We start from the raw sequence: 23,485 nt of genomic DNA on the forward strand, positions 1-23,485 counted from the left end.
TTCCAGAGCTCCAATCGATCAACCATGTCTACAGATTCATCCAGCGTCGCGACGAAGCACACTAAACAGCCTGAAAGGACCGGTGTTGAGACTCTCGAACGCCTCCCTTCTACGATCGACCAGTGCCCCGAGTGTTCTGAGGTCAAGCTCAGACGAGACGGAACTGAGAGGTACTGTCCTGAGTGTGGGCTCGTCGTCGACGAGGATTGTATCGACTACGGGCCTGAATGGACACCATACGACGCCGAAGAGCGACGTCGTGTTGGTGGGCCAGTGACGAATGCCCGGCACGACTGGGGCATCTCTGCAGAGATCGGTCGGTATCGCGATGCACGAGGGCAACAGCTTCCGGCCGCGAAACGTCGGAAACTGCACCGGCTTCGGCGATGGGACCGCCAAGCTCGGTTCGAAGGGAAAGCTGAGCAGAACCTTGCACATGGGCTCTCGGAAGTCCGGCGGATCGTCGGTGCGCTCGACCTTCCCGAGAGCATCTGTACGCAGGCGTGCGCCCTCTATCGGACTGCTGCGAACGAGGACCTCATCCGTGGTCGCTCGATCGAAGCAATGGCGGCTGCCAGCGTGTATGCAGCCTGTCGATGTTCGGGACTCCCTCGGACAACCGACGAGGTCGGAGAAGTGTCGACTGTCTCCAGAGAGCGGGTCAGCAACGCGTACAGCGTGTTGAATCACGAACTGAATCTCCCGGCCGTTCCGATGGCCCCCGTTCAGTATGTCCCACGATTCGCATCAGACCTCGATCTCTCACGAGAAGTGCGCCAACGCGCCCTGGAGTTGGCCCGCGAAGCGTCCGAAGTCGGTCTCGGGAACGGCTGTCGACCAACCGGCGTTGCCGCTGCCTGCATCTACGAGGCTGCTCGTGAGGCTGACGAGAACATTACCCAAACGAGTCTCGCCGAGCTCGCGAGTGTCTCCGCTATGACGCTCCGTGAGCAATGGAAGAAACTCCAATCGATGCTCGAACACGAAGGGGAGTCTGGATTGGAGGTACACGGATGACTTCTTGCGGTGAACGGTCGTCGGCCGTCGTCACTGACGCAGAGTGGACGATCGATTTCGAGCGGGCGGGATGGGCTCCTGGTGACGAATGCCCCAACTGTGGTCACGGGGCGGTTCACGCTATCGTTCGAGCAGGCGTACTCTTCCGTGACGATGGGAGTTGGGAGTTCGACGAAACACTGGCTGTATACGAAGCGTTCTGTCCGTCCTGTGACTGGCTTCCACCGGTTTCGATGTAGCACGATCTCGTCCGCGGTTGGGTATACGATACACAGGCAGTCTGTAAACAAGAATCCAGAAACGTATTTATACGAATCGGCTCTATTATTTACAGAGATGCTGACCAAGGCCAGCCTCGCACTGCTAGACGCGCTTAGCGCTGGCCGTGAGGCGACTCCACACGAACTCGCGACCGAAACCGAGTATTCGCAGGACCACATCTACGACGTCCTCGATGAGTTGCTCGAAGACGGGTTGCTCACTGAATCTCGCGGGTCGAAGAACCGGCGCCGCGTCCGGGTAACGGACCATCCAATCGTCGAGTCGTACCGAGACCTTCGTTCGAAGCTGGGTCACGTCGACTGGACCGAGATCCTTTCGCCAGCAACACTGCGGGTGTGCTGGTACCTCGACGAACCACGTCGAGCGACCGAGATCGCAGAGCGACTCGACATCACCCGACAGGGCGTCCACAATGCGTTGTCGCCGCTCAAGCACCGTGCGATGCTGTCGCCGTCTGGGCCGGAATACGCCTTGACTGATGACCTCTCGCCACTGCTGACGTTCGCACGAGAAGTCGTGACCCACGAACACCGCTCGCGAGCTCGAGAACTTGCTCCGAGTGCGACTGTCGAGTGGTGCGACCCGAAGCGGGCGCTTGTTCGCGTCCAAACGTCGGAGGATACGTCCGCACTAGAGTCGGCTGCTGACTGGCGGGTGACTGGACTCGCACGATTCCAGGAGTATGACCTGCAGTTCTTCCTCGCTGGCGAACCCGCATTCTGGTACGCTCCGGATGAAGAACTCACGCCCTCGGAGGTCGTGTGCCATACCCTCGTCCTCGATAGTGGCTCTCGCCGCGTCAGTTATTCGATGCTGTTGATCGAGAAGCTGGACATCGACCAAGATACCCTCACAGACACGGCAAGGTGGTACGACTTGGAGACAACAGTGGCCGCGATGTACCGACCCCTTCACGGAGAGTTCGAGATATCCGAGGACCTCCCGGTCTTCCTCCCGAGTGAATCAGAATTTATCGCTCTCAAAGAGCAATACGGTGTCTCATGACTGTGTTCAAAGGTGGAGATGCGATCAGAGCGTTCCTCGAAGAGTTCGACAGCTGGCTCTCGGAACCCGTAGACGTGTATCTCCTCGGCGGCTCGGCGATGACGGTTCGAGGGCTGAAAGATCAAACCGAGGACATCGACCTTGCGCTGGGCGTCGTTTCCGAGTTCGAGCACGTCTACCAGGCACTTCAGGCACAAGGGTTCACGGTGGTTGACGAACCGACAGAGTCATTCGAAGGGGTCGGAAAAACTGTCGAACTCCATCACGAAGACCGCGGGTTTCAGATCGATCTCTTCGAGCGGCAGGTCGTCGGAAAGGTGTGGATCACCGAGCGAATGCATGACCGGGCCGAGGAATTCTGGACCGGCGATTACGCGACCGCATTCATCCTCTCGGATGAGGATATGTTCCTGTTGAAAGCGGTCTCGGGTGGTGATCTGGCGAGTGGCCGCCGGCGCGACATCGAGGATATGCGAAAGTACGCCCAGCGTGGCCTCGACTACGAATCCATTCTGACCGAAATCGACGAACAGCGGCCGTTCAACACAGGTTCGACTGAAGCACGACACATCCGCGACCGATCTCATCCGCTGTTCACCATCGAAATGGCGGTCAATTCGCTGTCTGGCCTTCCGAATACGTTCACTTCTCGTATCGCAGCGTTCGCGACAGAGTTCGAGGTTGAGTACACGGTCTTGGGTGCGGTCGATGATGGAGTGACCGATGTGGAGAACATTCGAGACCGCGTCCTCTCGAACGTGAGAGCGCTTTCTGACGACCAAACGGACGCTGTTGACGATGCAATTGCTCGGTTAGTCGAAAAACAGATTCTAGAGCGGCACGGAGATGCTGTACAGATCCAGTAATCCAGATTGCCATTCAAACGGATCGAAAAGGAAGAGACTAGCAGACCCCGAAACGCCTAACTGGGGTCCAATAAATTATCAATGAAAATGGGACAGTTCCTCAGTTCGTTCCAGATATCGGTCCCTGATATTCCCGCGAAAATCTACGAGATATCCGCCGAACTCCCAGATAATCCATACTCGGAGCTAGCTCACTTTGAGAACATCCTCTCGAATCGAACGTGGGGAGAAGCTCACCGTATCCGAGGGGGTGATGGCAACTGGTACATCGCAGTCTTCGGACACGAGCATGAGCCCCCGGAGGTTGACGCTGACGGGATAACTCTAAGTCTGGAATATAACACCACTCTCGACCCGGAAAACCCTCGTCACCGAGGTGCTATAGGCCAGGCTCTTCGGGATGGATTTGGATCATATCTCACGTCGGTCCTCGACTGTTGGGAGTACAACGAGCGGGGGAACTTCTACGAAGCCGATCCCATTCGAACTGTTCGAGGCGAAGATGCAGTCTACGAGATGTACCGCGGGATCCGGACTAGCATTGATTATCGATCTGGATTCGGCTTCATGCTCAGCCTCGACCCTACCCGAAAATTTGTCGACGAACGGACGTTGGCGGATCGCCTCGATGTCCAAGGAGAATCAGAGGTCATCAACCAGTTTGGGGACGGCCACCGCTATTTCTTCTTCGACCGTCCTGAACCACAACCGGTACGATTACACTCGGTTTCCGACGCCGTCGTCACTGACGAAACGATGAATATTGATGGAGAGCCGACTTCGGTTCTCTCTTTCGTCGAAAGCAACTACGGGAGTGAATGGGCTGGGAAAATCGATCCAAATGAACCCGTTGTCAAGTACAAGTATTCTCGAGGAAATCGAACATACGATGCCGCACCATCACTCCTGCGACTGATTCCCAATCAGGAAGAGGTGACGACACAGGCGTCGACGCTTGAGGCAGACGAACGCTGGGAAGAAGTCCAGGAGTGGATTCGTCCAGTTCACTATATCCGTCTCGGAGATCACGAAGCTGATGTCGCTGACACCCCAATTCGAGACGGCGTCGACACGTTCGGTTTTCCGGCGCTTAGCTTCGGAGACGATACGGTATTAGAAGTAGGTGCGTCTGATCTGACTAGCTCAGGAGACATAACCAGGGATGTCTGGGAGTATCGAACTCTTGACTATCTCGAAGAGTTCGGCCCGAAACGGAAGCCGATGGACGAACCCTGGGTTGCGGTGCTCCATACGGACTCTACTCGTCAAACAGCGTTCGATGCATTTGACGATATTCGATCCTATGTGAAACGGTACGCCGATCTTGATCTGAAAGAGCGGCCTGGCGGTGTGAGTTTCGAGAGTCGTTCTGAGTACGACCAATGGAAAGAGGAGTTTGCTCCGAAGGTCACTGGTGCGTTCGCGTACTTGACCGGCGATAGCCAGACAGAATATTATGATGTGATCAACGCGGTGAATGGAAAGCCGGTCCAGCATATTCGTCACGAGAACTACCAGCAGGAGCGCAATCGAGATGAGAGTTATTCACTCAGGAATACGGCAACCGATCTAGCATCGAAACTCGGCGTACGCCCATTCCTGTTGGAGGAGGGATTACACGCAGATGTCATCATCGGATTGAGTGTAACTGGGGATCAGAGTACAACTGCTTGCTCTGTCACCGTCTCCGGGGAGTCAGGGGATGTCATCGACTGGACGAAACAACCACACGGCCGAGGAGACAGTACGGTAGACGATTTCGATCACGCCGAGAAGCTCATTGGCGACGGAATCGTCGAGGCAATTAATCAAAACGAGGGAACCGTCGACTCATTGGTTGTTCATCGGAATGGGACCTACGGCAATGAGGAAATCGCAGGTATCCAATCTGCCGTCGACAGCCTGAAAGAGGAAGGATACATTGACGACGACTTCAGTTGGAGTGCGGTTGAGCTACGAGATAGTACGTCATACCGAATCTATTCAGATGATACCGACTGTGCGTGCCGAACCGGGGCATATGCGGAAGTAGATGAATCTACGATGGTCTTAGCCCCGTCTGGAGGAGAATACACGTATCAGGGAACACCTCGTACCTTCCGGATTCAGGAACGAGCAGGAACTGAAGATATCGATATTACGGAGATCGGGCAGGACGTATTCGACCTCTCGTTTTTGGTCTGGTGGTCGCCTGGTTCCAAGATCAGCGATCCAATCACGACCAGATATCCCGCGGAGATGCACAGCTTGTTCGAGAGCTGTCCCCAGCTCAGATTCCTGCCGAGCTAATTTTCATCTAGCCGGCTCTGTTGAAATCCTCAGAGAGTTACAGGACCGAGCAGTAGTTTGACCGAATGCAGGCCCTCCCGAAGTCTCGGTTGCTCCGGTTCGTTGAGCAGGCGTATCACTTTGCTCGTCGAGCAACCGCTCGATACTCTTCGAAGTTCTCGAAACGACGGTACACACTCCACCAACACATCGTTTTGCTCTGCCTCAAAGTCCGGAAGAACACGACGTATCGGATGCTTCTCGACGAACTCATCGAGATGCCTCGGATTCGACGTGCCATCGATCTTGAAGAACTCCCCTCTCCTTCGACGTTGTGTAACGCGTTCAACCGGCTCAATATGGCTGTCTGGCGGGTTCTCCTCAACCTCTCCGTTACGCTTCTCCCGACCAACGGTATCGTCGGGATCGACGCCTCCGGGTTCGACCGCAGTCATGCCTCAACACACTACACGAAGCGAACGAAATTGACGATTCAGCAGTTGAAAGTCACGCTTCTCGTAGACACGAGAGCGAACGCGATTATCGACGTACACGTGACGACGACACGGAAACACGACTCGCAAATCGCACCGTCGCTCATCAAGCGAAATACCGACGAAGTAGTTGTTCTCCTCGGAGATAAAGGGTACGACGACCAGAAGATTCGAACGCTTGCCCACGAGCAGGATGTTCGTCCGCTCATTACACACCGCACGTTTTCGTCGCTCCACAAGGCGTGGAACGCTCGGCTCGACGCCAATCTCTACGGGCAGCGTAGTCAGAATGAGGCGGTAAACTCTCGGCTCAAACGCAAGTACGGTGCCTTCGTCCGGTCACGACGCTGGTGGAAGCAGTTCCGTGAGCTCGTCATCAAATGCGTTGTTCACAACGTGGAACGCGCCCTCGCAATTTCACGCGATGAGTACGAGCGTCTGTGATTCTGCGAGGAGCGGACTGCTGAATAGAACGGGTGCTGGTACCGACGTCGGATCCCGTATCGGTGAACCCACTGGTTGGGCCGGGGTGGACCATGTACCGAATACGGGGCCGAGAGATGATGCGTCCGCGAACGGTGGACGAGAACGCGTGCCAATCAGTAGCAGGCCTTTACAGCTGGAAGCCCATGGGACAGACAATGGTTACTGAAGCGACGTTCACGGTTCCGTCAGACCAGTTCCCGCTGGGGACAGTGTTCAAGCAACTGCCGGACGTGACTGTCACGCTGGAACGACTCGTCCCCGCACAGAACGTGGTGATTCCCTACTTCTGGGTGCGGGGAACCGAAGTCGCTGACATCGAGAGCGCGTTCACTGAACACCCCGGCGTGCAGGGGATCCGGCTCGTCGACTCTGTCGAGGACGAGTACCTGTTACGCGTCGAATGGACGCTGGAGTACGATGACGTGCTAACCGTACTGGCAGAGACATCGATTCCACTGATCGAGGCTATCGGTACAAACAAACAGTGGACGTTCGATGTCCGCGGTGATGAGCGACGTGACATCGTAGAATTTCAACGGCGCTGTCGAGAGCTGGATATCCCGATCACGCTGACGTCACTAACCGCACTCACCCCGGTTGAGACGGCGATCGAAGTCATCCTCACTGACACCCAGCTAGAGGCGCTGGTGCTTGCCTACGACCGGGGGTACTTCGAGTCTCCCCGCGAGGTCACGTTGGAAGCCCTCGGCGAGGAACTCGGCATCTCACAGCAGGCCGTCGGCTCCCGCCTCCGTGGAGGGATCAAGGCAGTCCTCGGGGACGCGCTCTCGGGCCTTACAGTCAACCCCGAGTGAGTAGGTAAAAACGGTTTGTGTACGAAAAAGGGAGTAAGTACGGTTTGTGTACGAAAAAGGGAGTAAGTACGGTTTGTGTACGAAAAAGGGAGTAAGTACGGTTTGTGTACGAAAAAGGCAGCCTGATTGCCCCTGGTACCTTGTGTGATTATAATGAATGCAGATCTCGACTTCGAGGCACTCGCGCACGAACAGCGCCGTACGCTCTTGCTCGCCCTCCTCGAATCGAACCCGCAGGACGCAGGGTTTGAATCCCCTACAGGACACTCAGTGCTGACCGACGCCGAGCAACGAGAGCAGATCGAAATGTTTCACATCCACTTGCCAAAACTCGAAGACCACGGCTACATCGAGTGGAACGAAGAGACAGGTCAAATCGTCAAAGGGCCGCAGTTCGACGAGATCCGGCCATTGCTCGAATGTATCGCCTCCGACGACGCGGAGTGACGACGAAGAGGTGATTGCTTTCGTACGCGTAGTCGCATACCCATACTATACATGAGTCCGTCATCACCCACTTCATCAGCCAATGCGTGGAGTCACGCCGTAATCGAGACTGTCGCCACGAAGATGGATGTTCACCCCACTGAATTGCCCGAGAAACTATACGACGTGGTCGACCCCGGCTCATTAGATTCGTTGTTCGCAAACAAAACCCCGACAGACGGCACTGTGACGTTCACGTACTGCGACTACACAGTCACTGTCACCGCAAACGGCGACGTGAGTCTCGAATAATAGCGGGTCATCCGGCGCTACGACACTCCCCCGAGACGGACACCCGCCCCATACGCCACACACGCCCTCGATGCCGTCGTCCGTCTCGCCTTCGTCACGCAGCCACGTCTTCGCACTGGCAATCTCAGTATCTCATCCTGGTTGGCAAGTAGGCATATCCCGGGGTTCTTGTCCTGTTCGTCTATATCCCCTTATTCGTCGCCGTCGTCTGAAACAACTGGGAGGGTCACAAGCCCATTCTAACAGTTGGCCAACGGTGAAGTTGAACTTCGATCACTGAGTCCTGCTGAGTACACCTCTGTACGTAACACCGAGTGCCGGAAAGTCACGTGATCGACGCTTCCTCCTCTATTCAGCGCAGGTGCTGAAACCTATCATCGTTTGAGGATTTCAACAAGGCCATCTAGCCAGTACCTGTTCGCCTTTAGTCGAAATTCGAATTCAGGTACATTGGAAGGGTCAGACCCATTCTGAATGTGACTGCAGAGTTGTTCGAACTGGGTGTTCACACCTGCTGCATCCGAGATAACAGCATCGACCAATTCGTCGTCAGCCCATTCATCGTAAAATGGTCGCTTTGATTCCTCATAGCACTGCAGATGTTGAGTATACTCCTCTCGGATATCTTCTAATGGTTCCCGGAGCTGTTTTGGGAGATATTCGTCCGCGAGATCAGTAATGACGGTTACTCTGAGTGCGTCGGGGGGATGAAGAGTATCGTCCTCTACCCCAACGTCACGCTGGATAAAGTAGGGGCTCCGGGAGAGGAGATGGTGGAGTTGGGCACATACATAGCTCGGACCAAATGCAAAGAAGCCAGCAACGTCGCAGAAGAGTTCACTGTACCAGTGTGACCAGTTCCCGTGAAAATCCCGTTCAGTTCTCTCATGATCCATTTGCCGTCGAAGTTCGCTAAACCGTTGATTGAACTCGTGAGATCGAGATGACCGCTGATCCAAGAGTGCGTGAGCAACTTCGTGTGCCAGGATTGGGGTCGTAGGGACGATACTTCGCCCGCGAGGGACGTATATCACGTAGAAATCGTCGTCGAGCAGTGGTAAGAGCGCGTAATTCTCGCGGATTACAGGGAAGCAGGTCACAGATAGACCGAACGCATCGGTGAGTTCCTCGCAAATCTCTTCGACGTGTTGAATCCTATCTGGCCAGCGATCTCGATGATGGGTGTATAGGTCGAGATGTGTTAGTACAAGTTCGAGGTCAGAGATGTCTGCCTCTGCCGAAATGACCTTTGAGAGGTACCGTTGATACAGCGCGTCGTTATCCGGATTTGCTTCTACGTCTGATCGACGGCTATCGATCTTCTCGAAAGCGCCTCGGATATTAGAAAAGTACTCGTCAAACGCATTGCTTATCGGGAGCTCTGAAAACCGCTCTGCCTCCTCCTGGAGATGCTCGAATCGGGCCTCTAAATCACTCTCGCGATGATCAATGATCCGAGTGGGCAACGTAATCTCGCAGTTGTTCTGCGTCTTGGTCAGTTGTTCGCGTCGCCAACTCTTCAACCAGTTCCAATGTCTCTATGACTTCGGTAAGGCCTTCCCGATATTCCAAATCTTCCTTTGTTCTCCCCAGAAGGTCCAAGTGCCGGTTTAGACGTTCAATCGCGTACTTGTTGATGTCGCCGTAATGCTCTCTCAATTGGCGAGCCAATGTGTAGGCGAAGTTATCAGATTTCTCGGGATGCTCTAACGCGTCACGAAGCGTCCTGAGGACAGCTTTCCCCGCTTCGAGATTATCACGGAGTTCATCCGCACGTGTCCTTGTGACAGACCCGTCGCTCTGGAGAAGGGCGAGCGCATACAGGGCATCATCAGCTTGATCACTGATGTGGCGCCCTGTCTCGTAGCGCCGTTTGGACCTCCAGAGACTCATTCGATAATAATATTAGAAGGGGTGCTAAATCAGTTTTGCCCAGCACCCTCAACGAGGCATTCTAGTCTATTTGGCCGCTTACTTGCCCGAGAATACGGTTTCCGCTACTTTGACCTATGGGTTTGACTGTTTTTAGCGCAAACCAGCTCTAGCCGACTCTCGTTTCGATTTTTATCGAACTCTGAAGAGAGTGAGGGAGACGAGAGAGACGTGAGCGTCTCTGTTCAGAATCGCCTCCTCTCGAAGACTCTACAACGAAACCCATGAGCACAGATTCATCCATAGAGGATCCCGATATCGACCCTCTCGAAGACGTAGAGGAAGAAAACGATCAATCCGGTCCAGTCACGTCCAATACTGACACTACTGACTCTGATTCCGTTCAGAACGAGCCGGGAGAGGAACCCGTTCAGTCTGGCCCACCGTCCTCGTTTCGGGCTACGATTCAGGCGAGTCCCCTACAGGCTATCCTCAAAGCACTTCGTGCGAACGTCGACGAAGCCCGATTCAGGATAGACGAATCTGGGATCCGTGTTCGTGCAGTCGATCCCGCCAACGTCGCGATGGACGATCTCACTCTGAATGCCTCAGCATTCGAGTCGTACGATGCTACTCCGGGTGTCCTCGGTCTCGACCTGGACCGCTTCGCCGATCCAGTGAACCTCGCAAAGAAAGACGATCTGGTCCAGTTCAGTCTCGATAGAGAGACACGCAAGCTGGTCGTCTTCGTCGACGGCATCGAGTTCCGAATGGCTTGCCTCGATCCAGCGACCATCAGAGCAGAGCCGACGCTTCCTGAGCTGGAACTGCCAGCGAGCGCTACGCTCGACCGCGACGTCCTCCAGCAAGGGATCAAAGCCGCAGACCTCGTGGCCGACCACGTCGGATTCCGGATGGACGCTGCCGATGAGGTCCTCAGAATCGAGGCAGAAGGCGATACCGACGCTGTCGACTTCCAACTCGATGAGGAGGAACTCGACCAGGCCACGTTCGTCGAAGCCTCGTCGCTGTTCAGCCTCGACTACATGAAAAAGATTGTCCGAACCATTCCGAAGGGGGCTAGCGTCACAGTCGATTTCGGGAGTGAGTTCCCCATCATGCTCTCGTACGAGCTTGACGATGATGCAGGGTCGATGACCCGGATGCTGGCCCCCCGTATCGAGACGTAACCGCTCCCAGAGGGCTTTCCACGTGCTATGAAAACTAGCTACTCACAGTCGAAGTACCGAGCGCGGCGGTATCGCGGAGAACGCACACTTGGGGGATGTCTCGTCTACGCCGGCGACGATCTCCTCGACAAACACTTGATGGTGCATTCGGTGTCACCGGGTGGGTTCGATTGGGGTCCAGATGCAGCTCCAGAACGCGCTTGCCAACTCGCTATCGCCCTGCTCGCGTCCGCTCTCGGGGTCGAAGTCGCAATCGATGACTATCACCTGTTCGCAGAGGACTTCGTCAGACGCGAGCTGAGCGGTGATGAATGGTCGATTCGTCTGCAGGACCTCCGCGAGTCGAGCTTTCGTGAACAGTACCTTCACAGGGACTATCCGGACAACACCGCTCCACAACCGGACGACGTCGACATCGAAACAGTCGATCTGGACTCGATCACTTACGCTGACGAACTTGCCCTGGTCCGACGATACGACGAGGTACTCTGGAAGAAGGGAGACACCAGGGGGAACTTGCATCGACTCCAGGAGATCCGATTGGAGAATCGTGACCCTGCTGCTGAATCGCTGTCGAAGCAGTGGCTCTCGACACATGGTCGGCTGACTTCCGCTGCCGCCAAGCGGACCATCGCTGAGGAGTTCGAGACGATGGGCGAGTTCGCAGCCTGGGCCTGCTACGCCACGACGCTCAGGACTGTCGACCACGTCGGCGAATCAACCGAGGAGAGCATCCGACGTCTTCGGCCAACGCTCATTCGCTGGTTCGGTGGTGAAGAGTACATCCCACGCTACGACGACGATCAAGAAACGCTCCTGAGTGAGGATACTGGCGAAGATGAAGAGCAAACAGGTACGACAGGAGATCCATCGGCATCCGCTTCGGGGTAGTGCCGGATGAGACAGCGCCGCCCCATTTTACCATCCTCAATCGGGTGAGGGGAAGACTCGTCGGGTGTCCACTACAACTGGCCTCGACTGTTTCCCATCTGATTCGCCATGTCGACACATACACAGTCAGAAGCGAGCCGCGAGCGAGAGAACTCCACGTCGAACTCCCGTTCAGGCGAGGATAACCATCAATCAGTTGCTGCATCCCTGTCGGTCCTCGACCTCCTGGATCAGGAAGCAACGCACGCGTTTGCAGGGTTGACGGCGGCAAACGACGCGGATTATCCAGACGGTGTTTCACCAGAAACGGGGTGCCTCGATCCGAATCCCAGCTCCCTGAAAGACGTTCTTAGCGTCCTCCCTCAAGCGAGTTCAGGTGAACTCTGGGCCACAAACGAGTTCGTGGGTGTCGACGGGACCCTCGATGTCGAAGCTCTCCGCAACGTCGAGGGTCTGGAGATCGATACGCTGGAGACGGCGACCGGTCAGTCGCTCTTGGAGATTGCCACAGACTCGTCGTCCGACCCGTTGGTTCGTGTCCGAGATCACAAGGATATCGTCGACGAACGTCGCAAGGCGCTGTGTGCGCTGGGCTTCGATGTCAAGTTCCGCTGGCAGATCGCCTCGGACCGATACTCTATCATCAATCCGCAAGAGGCGTACCTTCCAATCGTGGGAGCACTCCAGCAGCGCGGTGAGACTGAGGCATTCGGCTGGGCAAGCTACCGCGACTGGGGTGGACTCCTCAAGATGTTCGTCGTCTGTCCCAGTCTCGAACACACCATCACAGCAAGTGAAGAACCTGAGATAGAGGAGGATATCGACGGCGTCACCAGCGTCTCTGGGACAACCGAGCCAGAGCTCGTCGTCTATGGGGGATTCGAGACCGGCTACGATTTCCGGGGGACACAGACGCTGTGGGCGAAACCGATCCTCTACTTCCCCGAGACCGGGACTATCGTCCCTGACACGGGCAAGCGGTACACTCGCCGTCACTACGGTCGGGCCACCGACGCCGACCACGAACGGGCGAACAACAGAGTTCCGATCAACGAGTGGTGGAAGGCGATCTATGACGACATCGCCGACCGCCTGGTGAGAGTCGATTTGGCGATCCGAAGAACGCGGGCCATCGCCTACGACTTCGACGACCTTCCGTTCGATGCGGCTACCTGCTACCGCTACTGGGGCGTCGCCAACAGGTACGCCGAGGCCGCTGCGGACCGAGCCACGACGCTGGCGTCTCCATCGTCGCGACCAACCGTGTACAATCTCCAGCTCTCCCTGTTGATCGCACTCCTCGACGAGTACGAAGGTTCCTGGGCGTCGAATACTCATCAAGAGTACCTCGAGGTCGCTGGCGAACTGCTTCGAAAACCAGCGATGATGATTCAACTGGCGATGAAAGAACACGACCGGCAAGCCGACGAACCCGATGAACGTGTCCTGCCAGCCAACCAGCAGACGCTCAGCGACGCACTCGAAGACGTTGTCGATATTCCTGGCATCGAGGTGGATACAGAAGCGAATCTCACTGACGGAGCCGCTCAGCGACTACACGACCGGGTTCAGCACCGCCTCGACGACATCGAAGGCTCGTCTTGAGGCTGGTATTTATCAGCCCGAAAGCGGGCGACGGGGCTCCTAACAGAGTCTCGCATACGCACTATGTCTTCATCAGAACCCGACTCGACGATCGACTCGCCAGAACCGCTCGTCGTCCTTTCGCACCTGGTGCATCGCCTCCTCAAGCGCGAGGGCGGGACGGTCCCGGTCGAACGCGTTACGCTTCGAGTCTGTGATTACGTCGATATCGGTGAGCAAGAGGCCGCCGATCTCCTCGATGCTGGAGCAGCGGATGGGACGTTCACGCTCAACCGGGGGTCTGGTGGGAGCACGACAATCGTCGGCGTCTCTCCACAGGGTCCAGAACCGCCCGTGATTACGGAAGCGTTCGGTGGTCCCGCTGGCGCGTCTGCGGGTGACGATTTCGAAATTCTCGATGTCGTCACCGAAAGCATTGCGACTGCACTCAGAGAAGCAGGCTACACGACGTTCACCGAGCTAGTCGACGCGGAAGTCGCTGAGCTTGCGAATCTGACTGGCACGCTAACAGAGAGCCGAGCAGAAGCGATTATTCAGGCCGCTCCTCGGCACGTTCCGGTCGGTGTGTGGCTTTCGCGAGCTGCCGACGCCCGGTACTCCCAATGCCTTGATGAAACTGGGAGGCACGGTGTCGCTCGAGTCCGCGACATTACGACTGCCAACGAACCCGTAGGGGAACCACGCTACCGCACGGATGGCTTGTCGCCTGATGCCGTCGACGTACAGTACGTGTCCGATATCGGGCGGAATGCACAGGATCCTGTCCCAACAGGCCTCCACATCCTCGATAACCCTGACCATCCTGACGTACCGAAGGCAGCGACACATCCTGACGCCGGTGATGACGCCCTCCCAGTCGACGAAGCGGGCGACGTCGTCCCGCCAGCAGTTCCGACCGAACCACGGCTTCAACTTCCGCTGGACGAACTGCTCGCGAAGAAACTCGCTCGTGGGCTGGTTCCAGTTCGGATTGTTGGCCCTCGAGGCTCCGGGAAGAACTATCTGGTCAAGTACCTGTGTCACCGGACGAATCGGGGCTACGTCTCGGTAGACTGTGACGAGGCAACCCACACGGAGGATCTCTTCGGACCGCTCACCCCCACCGAGGACGGGCTAATTGCACCGCGGAACGGTCCCGCAAAGCAAGCGCTTCTGAACGGGTCGGTGCTAGTGCTCAATGAGTTTCCAGTGATGCGAGCCGGCGCCGCGATGTCTCTACACCGCCTGCTCAATGAGGGGAAACTCCTCGTGAAGGCCCACGGTGAGTTGGTCGAACCTCATCCGTCTGCGCGAATTGTGATTACGATGAACCCACCGACCAGGGAGTACCGTGATTCGGAACCGATGAACTCGGCTACTCGTGGCCGGTTCCGAGCGCTGGAGCAACCCTACATCCAAGACGTCGAGGAAGAGATCGCCACGCTGGATGCGCAGGTGAACGCTGGTCACGAGGTCGTGGACCGTGGGACGCTCAGGAAGATTGTGCAGTTTGCTCATCAAACCCGGCATAACGAGAGCTGGCCGACGCTCTCGACACGAAATCTGACGATTCTCTGTGAGCACATCGAAGACGGTGCCTCACCGAAGGCAGCGGTCAAGAACGAAGTTTGGGCGGTTGCCGAGCCGAATCAGTATCCCGAGGACGTCTACGAAACACTAAACGACTATTTGTAATTGCGCTGTGGAATGGTTTTGTCCGCTACCATTTTTTGGTCGGGCTTGGTAGTCCGCAGTAATGAGCGAGGTCGAGCTTCCGCCGGAGAGGGTGAAGAAGAAGTTCGAGAAGTGGGAGGTAACGTACGCCGTTGACAAACTCGAGGAGTTGCCAGAGAACAAGTTGAGATCGCAGAAGCACTTGTTCGAGGCAGAAGTGAACGAGTTCAAGGCGGAGTACAATCCGGGTCGGTTGGTGACGCCAGAGATGGCGCAGATTGCAGGGAAAGAACCGTTGACCCAGAACCAGTTCCGCAGGGTTCGTCGTATGATCGATGACGAGGCGGACAAGGTAAGGATGAACTTTGATCGGGCTATCGGTCGTCGGAAAGAGATGGATACGGAGCGACGGAATAGTTTCTTCGTGGATCTCGCTGGCCGGGTGTCGGACTCGTTGACGAACGTATCCGTGTCGTTTGATTTGCCGAAGCTGAAGTGACTCCCCTCCAGGATTACTTTTCACCTTGTTCCGTCAGGGGAATATAAGAACATCCTGTTGAGGTGCCAGTTTCCTGATTTTCTGCACGCTGAGGCCGTTAATACAGCGGACCTCGTGGTGTGACGTGTTGCATGAGCTACCCTCGAACCCATGTCGACCACCGAGACCCAGATCATCACGAAGCAATCCATCCTGTCCGGAACATTGGCAACGCCCATGTCGTCGCCGGTAAGTTCCTGACCTCGCAGTACCACGAGGCATTCCAGAATGTTCTTCACCCCCTCGGGGAGTCCCTCAACACCCAGGATCTACACGCTCTCAATGATCTCGGAGTCGTCCATGTCGATGGCAGTCTGAACGAATTGTCTCCGATTGTCCAGACTTACGTCAGGCTCGACGACTACTGGACACGGACCCACCGCACTGCTCTCAACGAGTTGTTCGCTGAGCGACGATCGCATATCATCGGCTGCTGTACACGTAACTTCATCTCCGAGTTCTCTCGACGCACACTCGAAGTCGAATCAGGACGGAGCGGTGCTGCGCTTGATGCTACTCTGGCTCCACTCCTGGACAACGAATTCCTATCCGTGCCGGAAGACGAGGTAGGTGACTACACCGTCGATGAGCATCATGCCCTCTATCGACCTACTGAACAGCTCTTTGATGCACTTCTGGAGCAAGCACCAGTCCTCTGTGATCTCATCCCGCCGACCGACCTCTAGCCGCTGGAAGAGCAGTCGAACCGGATTTTTGAGGGAACGCCTATTACCCTCTCGTGTCACCATTCGACCACCGATGCGTATCTCACGGGAGTTTACCTCTGAACAGTATTCTTCGGAGCAAGCGGTGGAAGACGAACAGCCCAGTTTTCGGATTGAAACGAGACTGGATCTGGACAGTGACGAGGGCGTCTTCGACATCAGCACCCACGAACACCATCCAGGCGATAGTACGCCCACCCAATCTTTTGGTGGCTCCTTTGTTTTCTCAGACTGGTCTGATCTTCAAGACGTAGCTGATTTGCTGAAGCGCTACATCCGTGAGCAGGATGATCAGACACGGTCGATAACTGTTCCTCTGGATTCTGGAACCGGGTTCAATAGCAGGCTTGGGAGGCGTGTAGACGACATTTCCGATGCCAGATTCACAGTCGACGACTACGGGCTTGAAGTGGACGCAAACGGACAGCGAGGGCAGATACGCCACTATAGCAAGACCGTGGACTACACACAGCAAGATCGGCGAAACGCGATGGCGTTTCTCGACATGGTCGATGAACTCTTCCAGGACACAGATGATGAACCGATTCTCCACCTAGAACATCCCGATCTACGCAGTGACGCAGTTCCCGAGTACGTTGACGGGCACTATCAGAGCTCCGTCCGGACCGCGTTTCGCGTACTGGAGGAAAGAATTCGGGAGGAGGGAGGGTTTTCTCAGGACACGGTGGGTATGGACCTTGCTCAGAACGCCTTCAGTACTGACGGTGGACCACTGACCTTTGCAGATGTGGGGGCAGAGAAAAAAGGTTGGATGTACCTGTATGCAGGAGGTTTCGGGGCTTTGCGCAATCCACCCAGCCACCGAAATGAGGACTCAATCGATCAGCAGCGTGCCATGCAGATTCTCCACTACGTCGATATGCTTCTCGATGTACTCGAGGAAGAGGCCACGGAAGACTAAACCTCGACAGTTCTCGGCAAGGCATTTTTGTAACTGTCTGCCGAACAACTGATATGCAGACTGTTGAACGTGCTTCGGACAAGTTTCGAGACTGGTTTACCAGGGCTTTCGTCCGTTTGTATCACGGACCAGTGGAGTCAGTAGGCAGTTTCAATGGGTACAGCGACGAGAACGATGTGTACTGGTTCGACAGTGATTCTGCTGCGTTTGGTCAGGCCACACCGGTCGGCACGATTGTTCTGAATCAGCAGCGAATGGAGAGACTATCAGACGAGGCGGCCGAACTTGTCTACCGACACGAACAGGGACACCTCGATCGACTTCCTGTCTTCAGAGGCTTGTTCTGGGGTATGGTCTTGAACGGAGCGATTGGAATCTACTACTTCCTACAGAGCCTCGGGTACTCACTTCTGATCCCGTTCGGGGTCCCTGTGAAGCCAGTAGCGATGCTGGCGGGAGTTTCCCTGATGCTCATTATTCTCATGGCAGTCGCTACCCGTCTTGAGGAGTTGGCAGCTGATCTCCACGCACTCCAGAGTCTTGGTGAAGAAGAGTTCCTCGAGGCGTACGCTGAAATCACCGACGAAGGGAGTGATTCGCTTCACGTCCGGATCGTGAACCGCGTTCAGTACACTGATCCAGTGAACGTGGTCAAAGTCAACCGTTTGATAGTCCGGGCAAAGGACTTCTATCTGGCGTAGAATTTTTTGCTCTCTTACCACGTCGAGTATTTACACTTCCATCTCAGTTTATCCTCCCAAAGGGATCGAGGGGAGCGACCCTCGTGCATTCGTATGTCCGATACTCATTCAGCCGATACAATACTTCAATTAGAGAGGCTCACACCCGATACCGCCTCTCGCGTTCGCACCTCGGCTAGTAGGGCCGACAGGCTCCGGGCGTTCATCTGCGGGCATCTGCCTTCAGGTGTCGACGTAGAAGTCGTTCTTACGCCAGCCGTCAAGACCGCGGCGGTCCTCCCTGCAGAACCCGATGCGCTCGCAAGAAGTGATGCGACCGATTTTGAACGGCAGCAGGCCGCACAGTTACTCGAAAGCGTCGACGCTGAATTCCTCATTCTAGTGACGACGGAACCAGCACCGATAGACCGAATCCCGGTGAACGATCAGCTGACAGCCGACCACGCCCACCAGTTCGGTCTCGCCTTTCACGAACTACTCCATATTCTCAAAACAGCCATCGGCCCCATCGCAGAACTCCTCGAATCCGAGATTGATTCCGACTATCGCCAGCAGGTTCACGACCTCGTCAATATCATCGAGGACGGTGCCATCGAACATGAGGCGATCGAGGGAGCAAACTTCAGCGACAACGCCGAGATACGCCTCGAACTCACCCGCAGAAGCCACTCGCAGGTTCCCGATGATATCCCTGACGACGAGCAAGTCCTCTTCTCGTTCTGGGATGCAGTGACGAGCGCCCTCTACGAGTGGGCAATCTTTCCGACGGGTATCACAGAGGTTCTTCTCGACGAAGATGATGAGCGTATACTCTTCGCGTCGGAGACGGATGCCTCGGGATTCGACACTGTTCAGGAGTCACTCCAAGCGTTAGCGCGGGATGCCCTCGCAATCCGGAGTGCAGAACCAGACGATATCACCCACAGCCACGACAAGACGGCATCTGTACGGCGAGCCCAATTGGTCGTCGAGACGTGGCAGTCAGCAATTTTCCCACTCCTAGAGGAGCGCTCCGAAGGATCAACACAGTCCCCAGATCAGGGCGAGTCTGAGGAATCTGATGTAGACTCCAATCCCTCATCAGAATCTGAATCTTCCGGAACCGACGAATACCCGCAACTCGACAGGAGCGCAACTGACGATCCATTCCAGGACGTCCTCAGCCAGCCCTCGATTACTCCGGATTCATTCGACGAGGAGCTCCAAGCACCACCGTCTCCTCAGGCCCCTGGTTCTCATGGCACCGATACGTCAGCTACCGGACCCGACGAGACACCAAGCCCGACCGACGGCGATGAAGACCAGCCGTCGCAGACCTCGAAACCCACAGACACGAGAGCGCGGGCACTCGCTCGCACCATTGAGCAACCTGGATCACACCTCGATTCCCCGCAGAGTGGACAGTCCCCAGCGGAGGAGAAGAGAGATGACGATTCTATTGCTGCACGTCAGTCGACCATCGGAGACTTCGACGCTACCGACGCTTCTCAGAACGACCGCGAAACGAGAGAGACAACCGACTCCCGAGAAGGTCTGGAACAGGATCATAACGGAAGAGAGCCACCGGTTACGAGACCCTCACCCCACGAGGAGATAGACTCGACAGCCGACCCCGTCCCAGCGCACGCGGAGGCACTCGACCGGAATTCCGCTGACGAGGAAGACGCCTACGAAGGGGCACTCGAAGCAGACCGGACGGCGGCTCACGACGAAGCAGATCGAGAGGGCATCGACACCGACGCCCTAGAGCGCGAACTGGAGGGCCTCGCCCGCCGACTCGACCGAGATAATTCAGACGATCAAACAGCCGGCGGCACTGCTGGGGGCCCAGGCCAGCTCGACGAATTGGAGATCGTCCCAGTCAATGACGACCCGGCACCTCCAGGCGTATGGGCCGACATCGAAGACGGCGCTGCCCAAGTTGCTGGCACGCTCGCGAAACAGCTCCGTCTCGACCGTCAACGTGGTGTCCGGCGAGGCTTGACCGCCGGCAGCTACGATACCACTGCAGGACATCGGCTTTTGATTGGTGACCCTCGGGTCTGCAAGGTCAACACGCCGGGGCGCGAGAAACGATACGCACTAGTGCTGGTTCTCGACCGGTCTGGCTCAATGCGGAACGGCGACCCCCCGAAGATCGAGGTCGCAACGAAGGCACTAGCGCGGTTCGCCGTCGCCGCCGAAGGGCTGGGGATCGATGTCGGGATAGTCGATTTCATCGACAGCCAAGCCCGACTCGTAAAGCCGTTCTCAGTCGAGACTCGACACATCCAGGCGACGCTACTGGACACGGACTGTGGCGGGGGCACGCCGTTGGCAGACGCACTCAAACTTGCAAGTCAGCTCGTCGAGGACCACCGCGACGAACCGCTCATAGTCGCCGTGACCGACGGAAAGCCCAGTAGCGTCGACGACGTCATCGAACAGATCCGAGCATCCCCCGCCCCAATCTGTGCTCTCACGATCGCCACTGACACTCAGACAGGAAAGCTATCGGCTGATGCCTCAGAACTCGCCGCATATTACGAGCGGGAAGCGACGATCTACGATGGGGACCAGCTAGACAACCGACTCGATCAGTTCGCCAGCCTCCTCGTCGGCTTCTGAACTCCACGCTCACCTAGGTTTATCCACCCGAATGGGGTACAGGGCGGCGTCCAGTTCAGCCCGTGAGACGAATGCAACGAAGAAACATCCATGCCGCGTCATCGACGCTACCGCCCCTTCGACTACCACCAGGGTCAATGAGTGGAACCGACGCTCTACACGACTACGATGTTGAAATTGATCCTCCGGCAGTTGAACCAGTCGAACATCGTATTCGGCTCGATTTCATGGCTGGCGGTCCCATCCGCCGCGATCAATTACTGGAAAAGTACAACTCTTGGAAGGGCGGCCCTGAGGACAGAGACCCCTGGGAGCAGTCAGGGAAGGCGAAACCGGTCGGTCTGAAATACGCCGAAGAGACATGCCGTCGGACGCTCAACGAAGAAGAACGATACTACGATCTCTTCGAGGACGATCAAGCCCTCAGTGAGGCACCTGCATTTCTCGCTCACCGCTTGCGTCAATGTCAGTCAGCGACGGATCCCGAAAGAGCGATTCACTCTGAGCGTGAGCGCCGTGAGAACTGGTACAGAAAGTTGATTCCCTGGCTTAATCTATACCAAGTTCTAAAAGAGTCGTCGTACGGGACGCTCTTAGAGAGTGTCCTTGGGGCACAGCCAAACGCTGAGGGTCTCACGAAGCAGAACACACTTGTCGGGATGGTTGTCCTCGGAGATGACGATCAAACACCTTCCAAGTATGCCAGATCCCACAACCTCCCAGCGAAGTACGTCATTCGAGAAGCAGACCTGTCCTGCAGTGAGAGCTCTGCGGCAGCACGCCCAAGCGAGTTCGGAATCGAACTCCCGGCACCACTGCTCGTGGGAGAGTATACGACCGGGGGACGGTATCCGTTCATCCCCTGGTCAGATGGCCTTGTCTGTTCGTGTCCATACAAGCACGATCAACCCTGGAGAGTCCTCTGCAAGCACGAATTGCTTGCAGCAGTCGTCGCCGGCGACCAGGACTCCATCTTTCTACCAGTAAATAGAGGACTCGATGTCCCGCATCGGGCTCGACGGTTCGTGAGTCCAAGATTTTCCTCGTCGAGACAAGAGACTAGCTGAGAGGGTTGATAGATCAGCCAAAACTGTGATCGTAGTTAGAGTATCTGGTTTACGTGCTTTTGTCGTTCCCTGGATCGTACCCTGCGTCCTGGAGATTCGAGAGAACGTCGTGGATGGTCTCGAGAGTATTGTGGAGATTCTCTGTGGTTCGGCCACTGCTAAGGAACTCGTTACTGTCCGTGTTCTCTACGAGGAGATTAGCATGTGCGACGTCGTTGCGCAGTTCAGTGACTTCGTGGAGTCGAGAGTCTGCACCGCCTTTCGTGGAGAAGCCACAGGTTTGCCAGCAGGCGTCGACGCTGGTGGCGATAGTTTCGAGCGTGGAGAATTGGGCGTAGTGGAGTTCGTCTAAGGCGACGTTGGCAGCTTGTGCGTCTTCGTACCGGTCTTCGATGTCGTCGAGTTCGTCTGCAGTGACTGGTGTGTTTTTCCAGTCCGGTTTCTTGTCGAGGATGAGTTCGCGGAGGTGTTCTTCGAGGTAGGTGATCCGGTCGAAGAGGTAGATGCGTGCGGGGGCGGTGTTGAGATCGGCGCGGGTGAGGATGGCGGTAACGTGGTTGTGGCCGCCGAGGAAGTAGACGGGTTGCTCGATGAGTGCGGAAAGAACGTCTGTGAACGATGTGTCGCCGCTGATCATGTAATCGATGGTCAGTGGGGTGAGTTGATTCTCCAGGTTGTTGCCGCCGTCGTCGGTCGTGACATCGTCTTCGTGAAGGAATCCGATTGGATCGTCGTCAGCGTAGACTGGAGCGGCGTCGTAGCCGTTCTCATCAAGCCACGCGGCGGCGTCGCTTGGTGGCGTGTCCTGATCGAGGTGTTCAACAGAGTGGGTTGCGAGTTCGGCCGCAGTGCAGTTGTAGAGGTCCCGGGGCATGTGGGGTGGTGGGGAGGCAGAGATAGTCAAAATGGTGGAGAGCGCGCGGCCCGATAGTGGCGAATCAAGCCACCCATGCACCACAAAGTTAATGCTCATAAGACATATATTTGTAATTGATTATGCTCCAAGGGCATTTTGGGTCGGCAGGGGCGAGTATCGAGTACGGTGCTGCTGGCTGTCTCTTCCCCGTCGATGAACTGGATGCGACGGTACTCCAGTACCGAGATGCCCAACTAGCGCTCGACGATGTCGATGGATCCCACGTCATCGTCGTCGCTCCGACGAGCCTCGCAACGAGTTACTTCCTCACCCAGCACGCCCTCACTGCGATCCGTGTCGACAGTCTCTCTACCGCAGTTCGGGATCAGCTCGCCACTGCACTTGACGCTCGCCTCGATACGTTCGAGCTCGTTCAGATCGGCAAGTGGAACAGTAGCAGCTTGAATCACTCACTCGCAGAATTCACGAACGCCTAAACCCCAACGCTTGGACATACGAACCAGACGACTTCTGCAGTCTGTGCGAGCGAAAGTGCGACAGCGTCTTGATATTCGGTGAATGACTCCGCACAGTTGCGTATCCCGCAACTACTGAATCTATTTCCTGTCCGCTAACGTTCCTTCCTCCGATTATCGCTATGCCAGGCCTCGATAGTTGGTCTCAAGATGATGAATCTCATCAGATAGGCAGTTGGCGCCGGCGTCGAGTTCTCTCTGCTGGCACAGTCACTGTGCTTTCGGCTCTCTCCGGCTGTCTCAACTTCATCAACCCATCTGGGCAGGATGCATCCACTGACCGAGAGACGGGTACGTCCTCGAATCGAGAGCCAGGGAGAGACGAGACATCGATCTCAGGAGATGATGGGG

At 56.2% G+C, this 23,485-nt stretch carries 23 protein-coding genes and 1 pseudogene; 21 read left to right on the top strand and 3 right to left on the bottom strand.

The features are described 5' to 3' along the window. Window positions 1–24: 24 nt before the first annotated feature. The 10 genes and pseudogenes from NJT13_RS22970 to NJT13_RS23015 all read left to right on the top strand — a co-directional run. Window positions 25–219: pseudogene (locus tag NJT13_RS22970) on the top strand (transcription initiation factor IIB family protein); the annotation flags it as partial. 54 nt (window positions 220–273) lie between these two features. Beyond that, a complete protein-coding gene (locus NJT13_RS22975; RefSeq protein ID WP_254526192.1) occupies window positions 274–1,017 on the top strand; it encodes a transcription initiation factor IIB in 744 nt (247 codons plus the stop codon). Then, the gene (locus NJT13_RS22980; protein WP_254526127.1) at window positions 1,014–1,256 is read left to right on the top strand and encodes a hypothetical protein; all 243 of its coding nucleotides are present in this window, start codon (window positions 1,014–1,016) and stop codon (window positions 1,254–1,256) included. Before NJT13_RS22975 ends, NJT13_RS22980 begins: the two co-directional genes overlap by 4 nt. Before the next feature lie 97 nt (window positions 1,257–1,353). Then, entirely contained in the window at window positions 1,354–2,304 is a 951-nt protein-coding gene (locus NJT13_RS22985) for a MarR family transcriptional regulator (RefSeq protein WP_254526128.1), read from the top strand. Further along, on the top strand, window positions 2,301–3,170 hold the full coding sequence (locus tag NJT13_RS22990) for a hypothetical protein (RefSeq protein ID WP_254526129.1): 870 nt from the start codon (window positions 2,301–2,303) through the stop codon (window positions 3,168–3,170). The genes NJT13_RS22985 and NJT13_RS22990 overlap by 4 nt, the downstream gene beginning before the upstream one ends. 81 nt (window positions 3,171–3,251) lie before the next feature. Beyond that, window positions 3,252–5,459 carry an argonaute/piwi family protein gene (locus NJT13_RS22995; protein ID WP_254526130.1) on the top strand — a complete coding sequence of 736 codons (2,208 nt, stop codon included), beginning with the start codon at window positions 3,252–3,254 and terminating at the stop codon, window positions 5,457–5,459. Window positions 5,460–5,524: 65 nt separating this feature from the next. Then, entirely contained in the window at window positions 5,525–6,376 is an 852-nt protein-coding gene (locus NJT13_RS23000) for an IS5 family transposase (RefSeq protein ID WP_254526131.1), read from the top strand. A gap of 197 nt (window positions 6,377–6,573) precedes the next feature. Next, a complete protein-coding gene (locus NJT13_RS23005) occupies window positions 6,574–7,233 on the top strand; it encodes a helix-turn-helix domain-containing protein (RefSeq protein WP_254526193.1) in 660 nt (219 codons plus the stop codon). 153 nt (window positions 7,234–7,386) lie between these two features. After that, a complete protein-coding gene (locus NJT13_RS23010) occupies window positions 7,387–7,680 on the top strand; it encodes a DUF7344 domain-containing protein (RefSeq protein WP_089876939.1) in 294 nt (97 codons plus the stop codon). A gap of 51 nt (window positions 7,681–7,731) precedes the next feature. Further along, window positions 7,732–7,971 (top strand): HalOD1 output domain-containing protein, encoded by a 240-nt coding sequence (locus tag NJT13_RS23015; RefSeq protein ID WP_158057918.1) that lies wholly within the window; start codon window positions 7,732–7,734, stop codon window positions 7,969–7,971. Between the two features lie 374 nt (window positions 7,972–8,345). On the opposite strand, the gene NJT13_RS23020 is transcribed toward NJT13_RS23015, so the two are convergent. Together NJT13_RS23020 and NJT13_RS23025 are read right to left on the bottom strand one after the other, a co-directional pair. Beyond that, window positions 8,346–9,437 carry a hypothetical protein gene (locus NJT13_RS23020; RefSeq protein ID WP_254526132.1) on the bottom strand — a complete coding sequence of 364 codons (1,092 nt, stop codon included), beginning with the start codon at window positions 9,435–9,437 and terminating at the stop codon, window positions 8,346–8,348. Further along, window positions 9,418–9,864, bottom strand: coding sequence for a hypothetical protein (locus NJT13_RS23025; protein ID WP_254526133.1), 447 nt, complete (start codon window positions 9,862–9,864; stop codon window positions 9,418–9,420). Before NJT13_RS23025 ends, NJT13_RS23020 begins: the two co-directional genes overlap by 20 nt. Window positions 9,865–10,127: 263 nt before the next feature. Between NJT13_RS23025 and NJT13_RS23030 the strand changes: the two genes are divergently transcribed. The 10 genes from NJT13_RS23030 (at window position 10,128) to NJT13_RS23075 (ending at window position 21,742) form a co-directional block, all read left to right on the top strand. Next, window positions 10,128–11,033: a DNA polymerase sliding clamp gene (locus NJT13_RS23030; protein WP_254526134.1), complete on the top strand. Its 906-nt coding sequence runs from the start codon at window positions 10,128–10,130 to the stop codon at window positions 11,031–11,033. A gap of 27 nt (window positions 11,034–11,060) precedes the next feature. Further along, on the top strand, window positions 11,061–11,924 hold the full coding sequence (locus NJT13_RS23035) for a DUF6166 domain-containing protein (protein WP_254526135.1): 864 nt from the start codon (window positions 11,061–11,063) through the stop codon (window positions 11,922–11,924). 108 nt (window positions 11,925–12,032) lie between these two features. Beyond that, window positions 12,033–13,529 (top strand): hypothetical protein, encoded by a 1,497-nt coding sequence (locus tag NJT13_RS23040; RefSeq protein ID WP_254526136.1) that lies wholly within the window; start codon window positions 12,033–12,035, stop codon window positions 13,527–13,529. Window positions 13,530–13,592: 63 nt separating this feature from the next. Further along, window positions 13,593–15,203 (top strand): AAA family ATPase, encoded by a 1,611-nt coding sequence (locus NJT13_RS23045; protein ID WP_254526137.1) that lies wholly within the window; start codon window positions 13,593–13,595, stop codon window positions 15,201–15,203. Between the two features lie 61 nt (window positions 15,204–15,264). Continuing rightward, complete coding sequence (locus NJT13_RS23050) at window positions 15,265–15,681, top strand: hypothetical protein (protein ID WP_254526138.1); 417 nt, start codon at window positions 15,265–15,267, stop codon at window positions 15,679–15,681. Between the two features lie 131 nt (window positions 15,682–15,812). Further along, window positions 15,813–16,406: a hypothetical protein gene (locus tag NJT13_RS23055; RefSeq protein ID WP_254526139.1), complete on the top strand. Its 594-nt coding sequence runs from the start codon at window positions 15,813–15,815 to the stop codon at window positions 16,404–16,406. Window positions 16,407–16,479: 73 nt separating this feature from the next. Next, on the top strand, window positions 16,480–17,367 hold the full coding sequence (locus NJT13_RS23060; protein WP_254526140.1) for a TIGR02391 family protein: 888 nt from the start codon (window positions 16,480–16,482) through the stop codon (window positions 17,365–17,367). A 53-nt stretch (window positions 17,368–17,420) separates the two neighbouring features. Further along, window positions 17,421–18,068, top strand: a complete 648-nt coding sequence (locus tag NJT13_RS23065) for a M48 family metalloprotease (RefSeq protein ID WP_254526141.1) — start codon at window positions 17,421–17,423, stop codon at window positions 18,066–18,068. A gap of 93 nt (window positions 18,069–18,161) precedes the next feature. After that, window positions 18,162–20,675 (top strand): VWA domain-containing protein, encoded by a 2,514-nt coding sequence (locus NJT13_RS23070; RefSeq protein ID WP_254526142.1) that lies wholly within the window; start codon window positions 18,162–18,164, stop codon window positions 20,673–20,675. 137 nt (window positions 20,676–20,812) lie between these two features. Beyond that, window positions 20,813–21,742 (top strand): hypothetical protein, encoded by a 930-nt coding sequence (locus tag NJT13_RS23075; RefSeq protein WP_254526143.1) that lies wholly within the window; start codon window positions 20,813–20,815, stop codon window positions 21,740–21,742. 49 nt (window positions 21,743–21,791) lie between these two features. Here the strand turns inward: NJT13_RS23075 and NJT13_RS23080 are convergent, their stop codons facing one another. Further along, the gene (locus tag NJT13_RS23080) at window positions 21,792–22,616 is read right to left on the bottom strand and encodes a CBS domain-containing protein (protein ID WP_254526144.1); all 825 of its coding nucleotides are present in this window, start codon (window positions 22,614–22,616) and stop codon (window positions 21,792–21,794) included. 122 nt (window positions 22,617–22,738) lie between these two features. Here NJT13_RS23080 and NJT13_RS23085 point away from each other — a divergent pair, with 122 nt between their 5' ends. Then, the gene (locus NJT13_RS23085; protein ID WP_254526145.1) at window positions 22,739–23,095 is read left to right on the top strand and encodes a DUF8165 family protein; all 357 of its coding nucleotides are present in this window, start codon (window positions 22,739–22,741) and stop codon (window positions 23,093–23,095) included. Window positions 23,096–23,485: the final 390 nt, after the last annotated feature.

The sequence above is a fragment of the Natrinema caseinilyticum genome (assembly GCF_024227435.1).
GTDB lineage: Archaea > Halobacteriota > Halobacteria > Halobacteriales > Natrialbaceae > Natrinema > Natrinema caseinilyticum.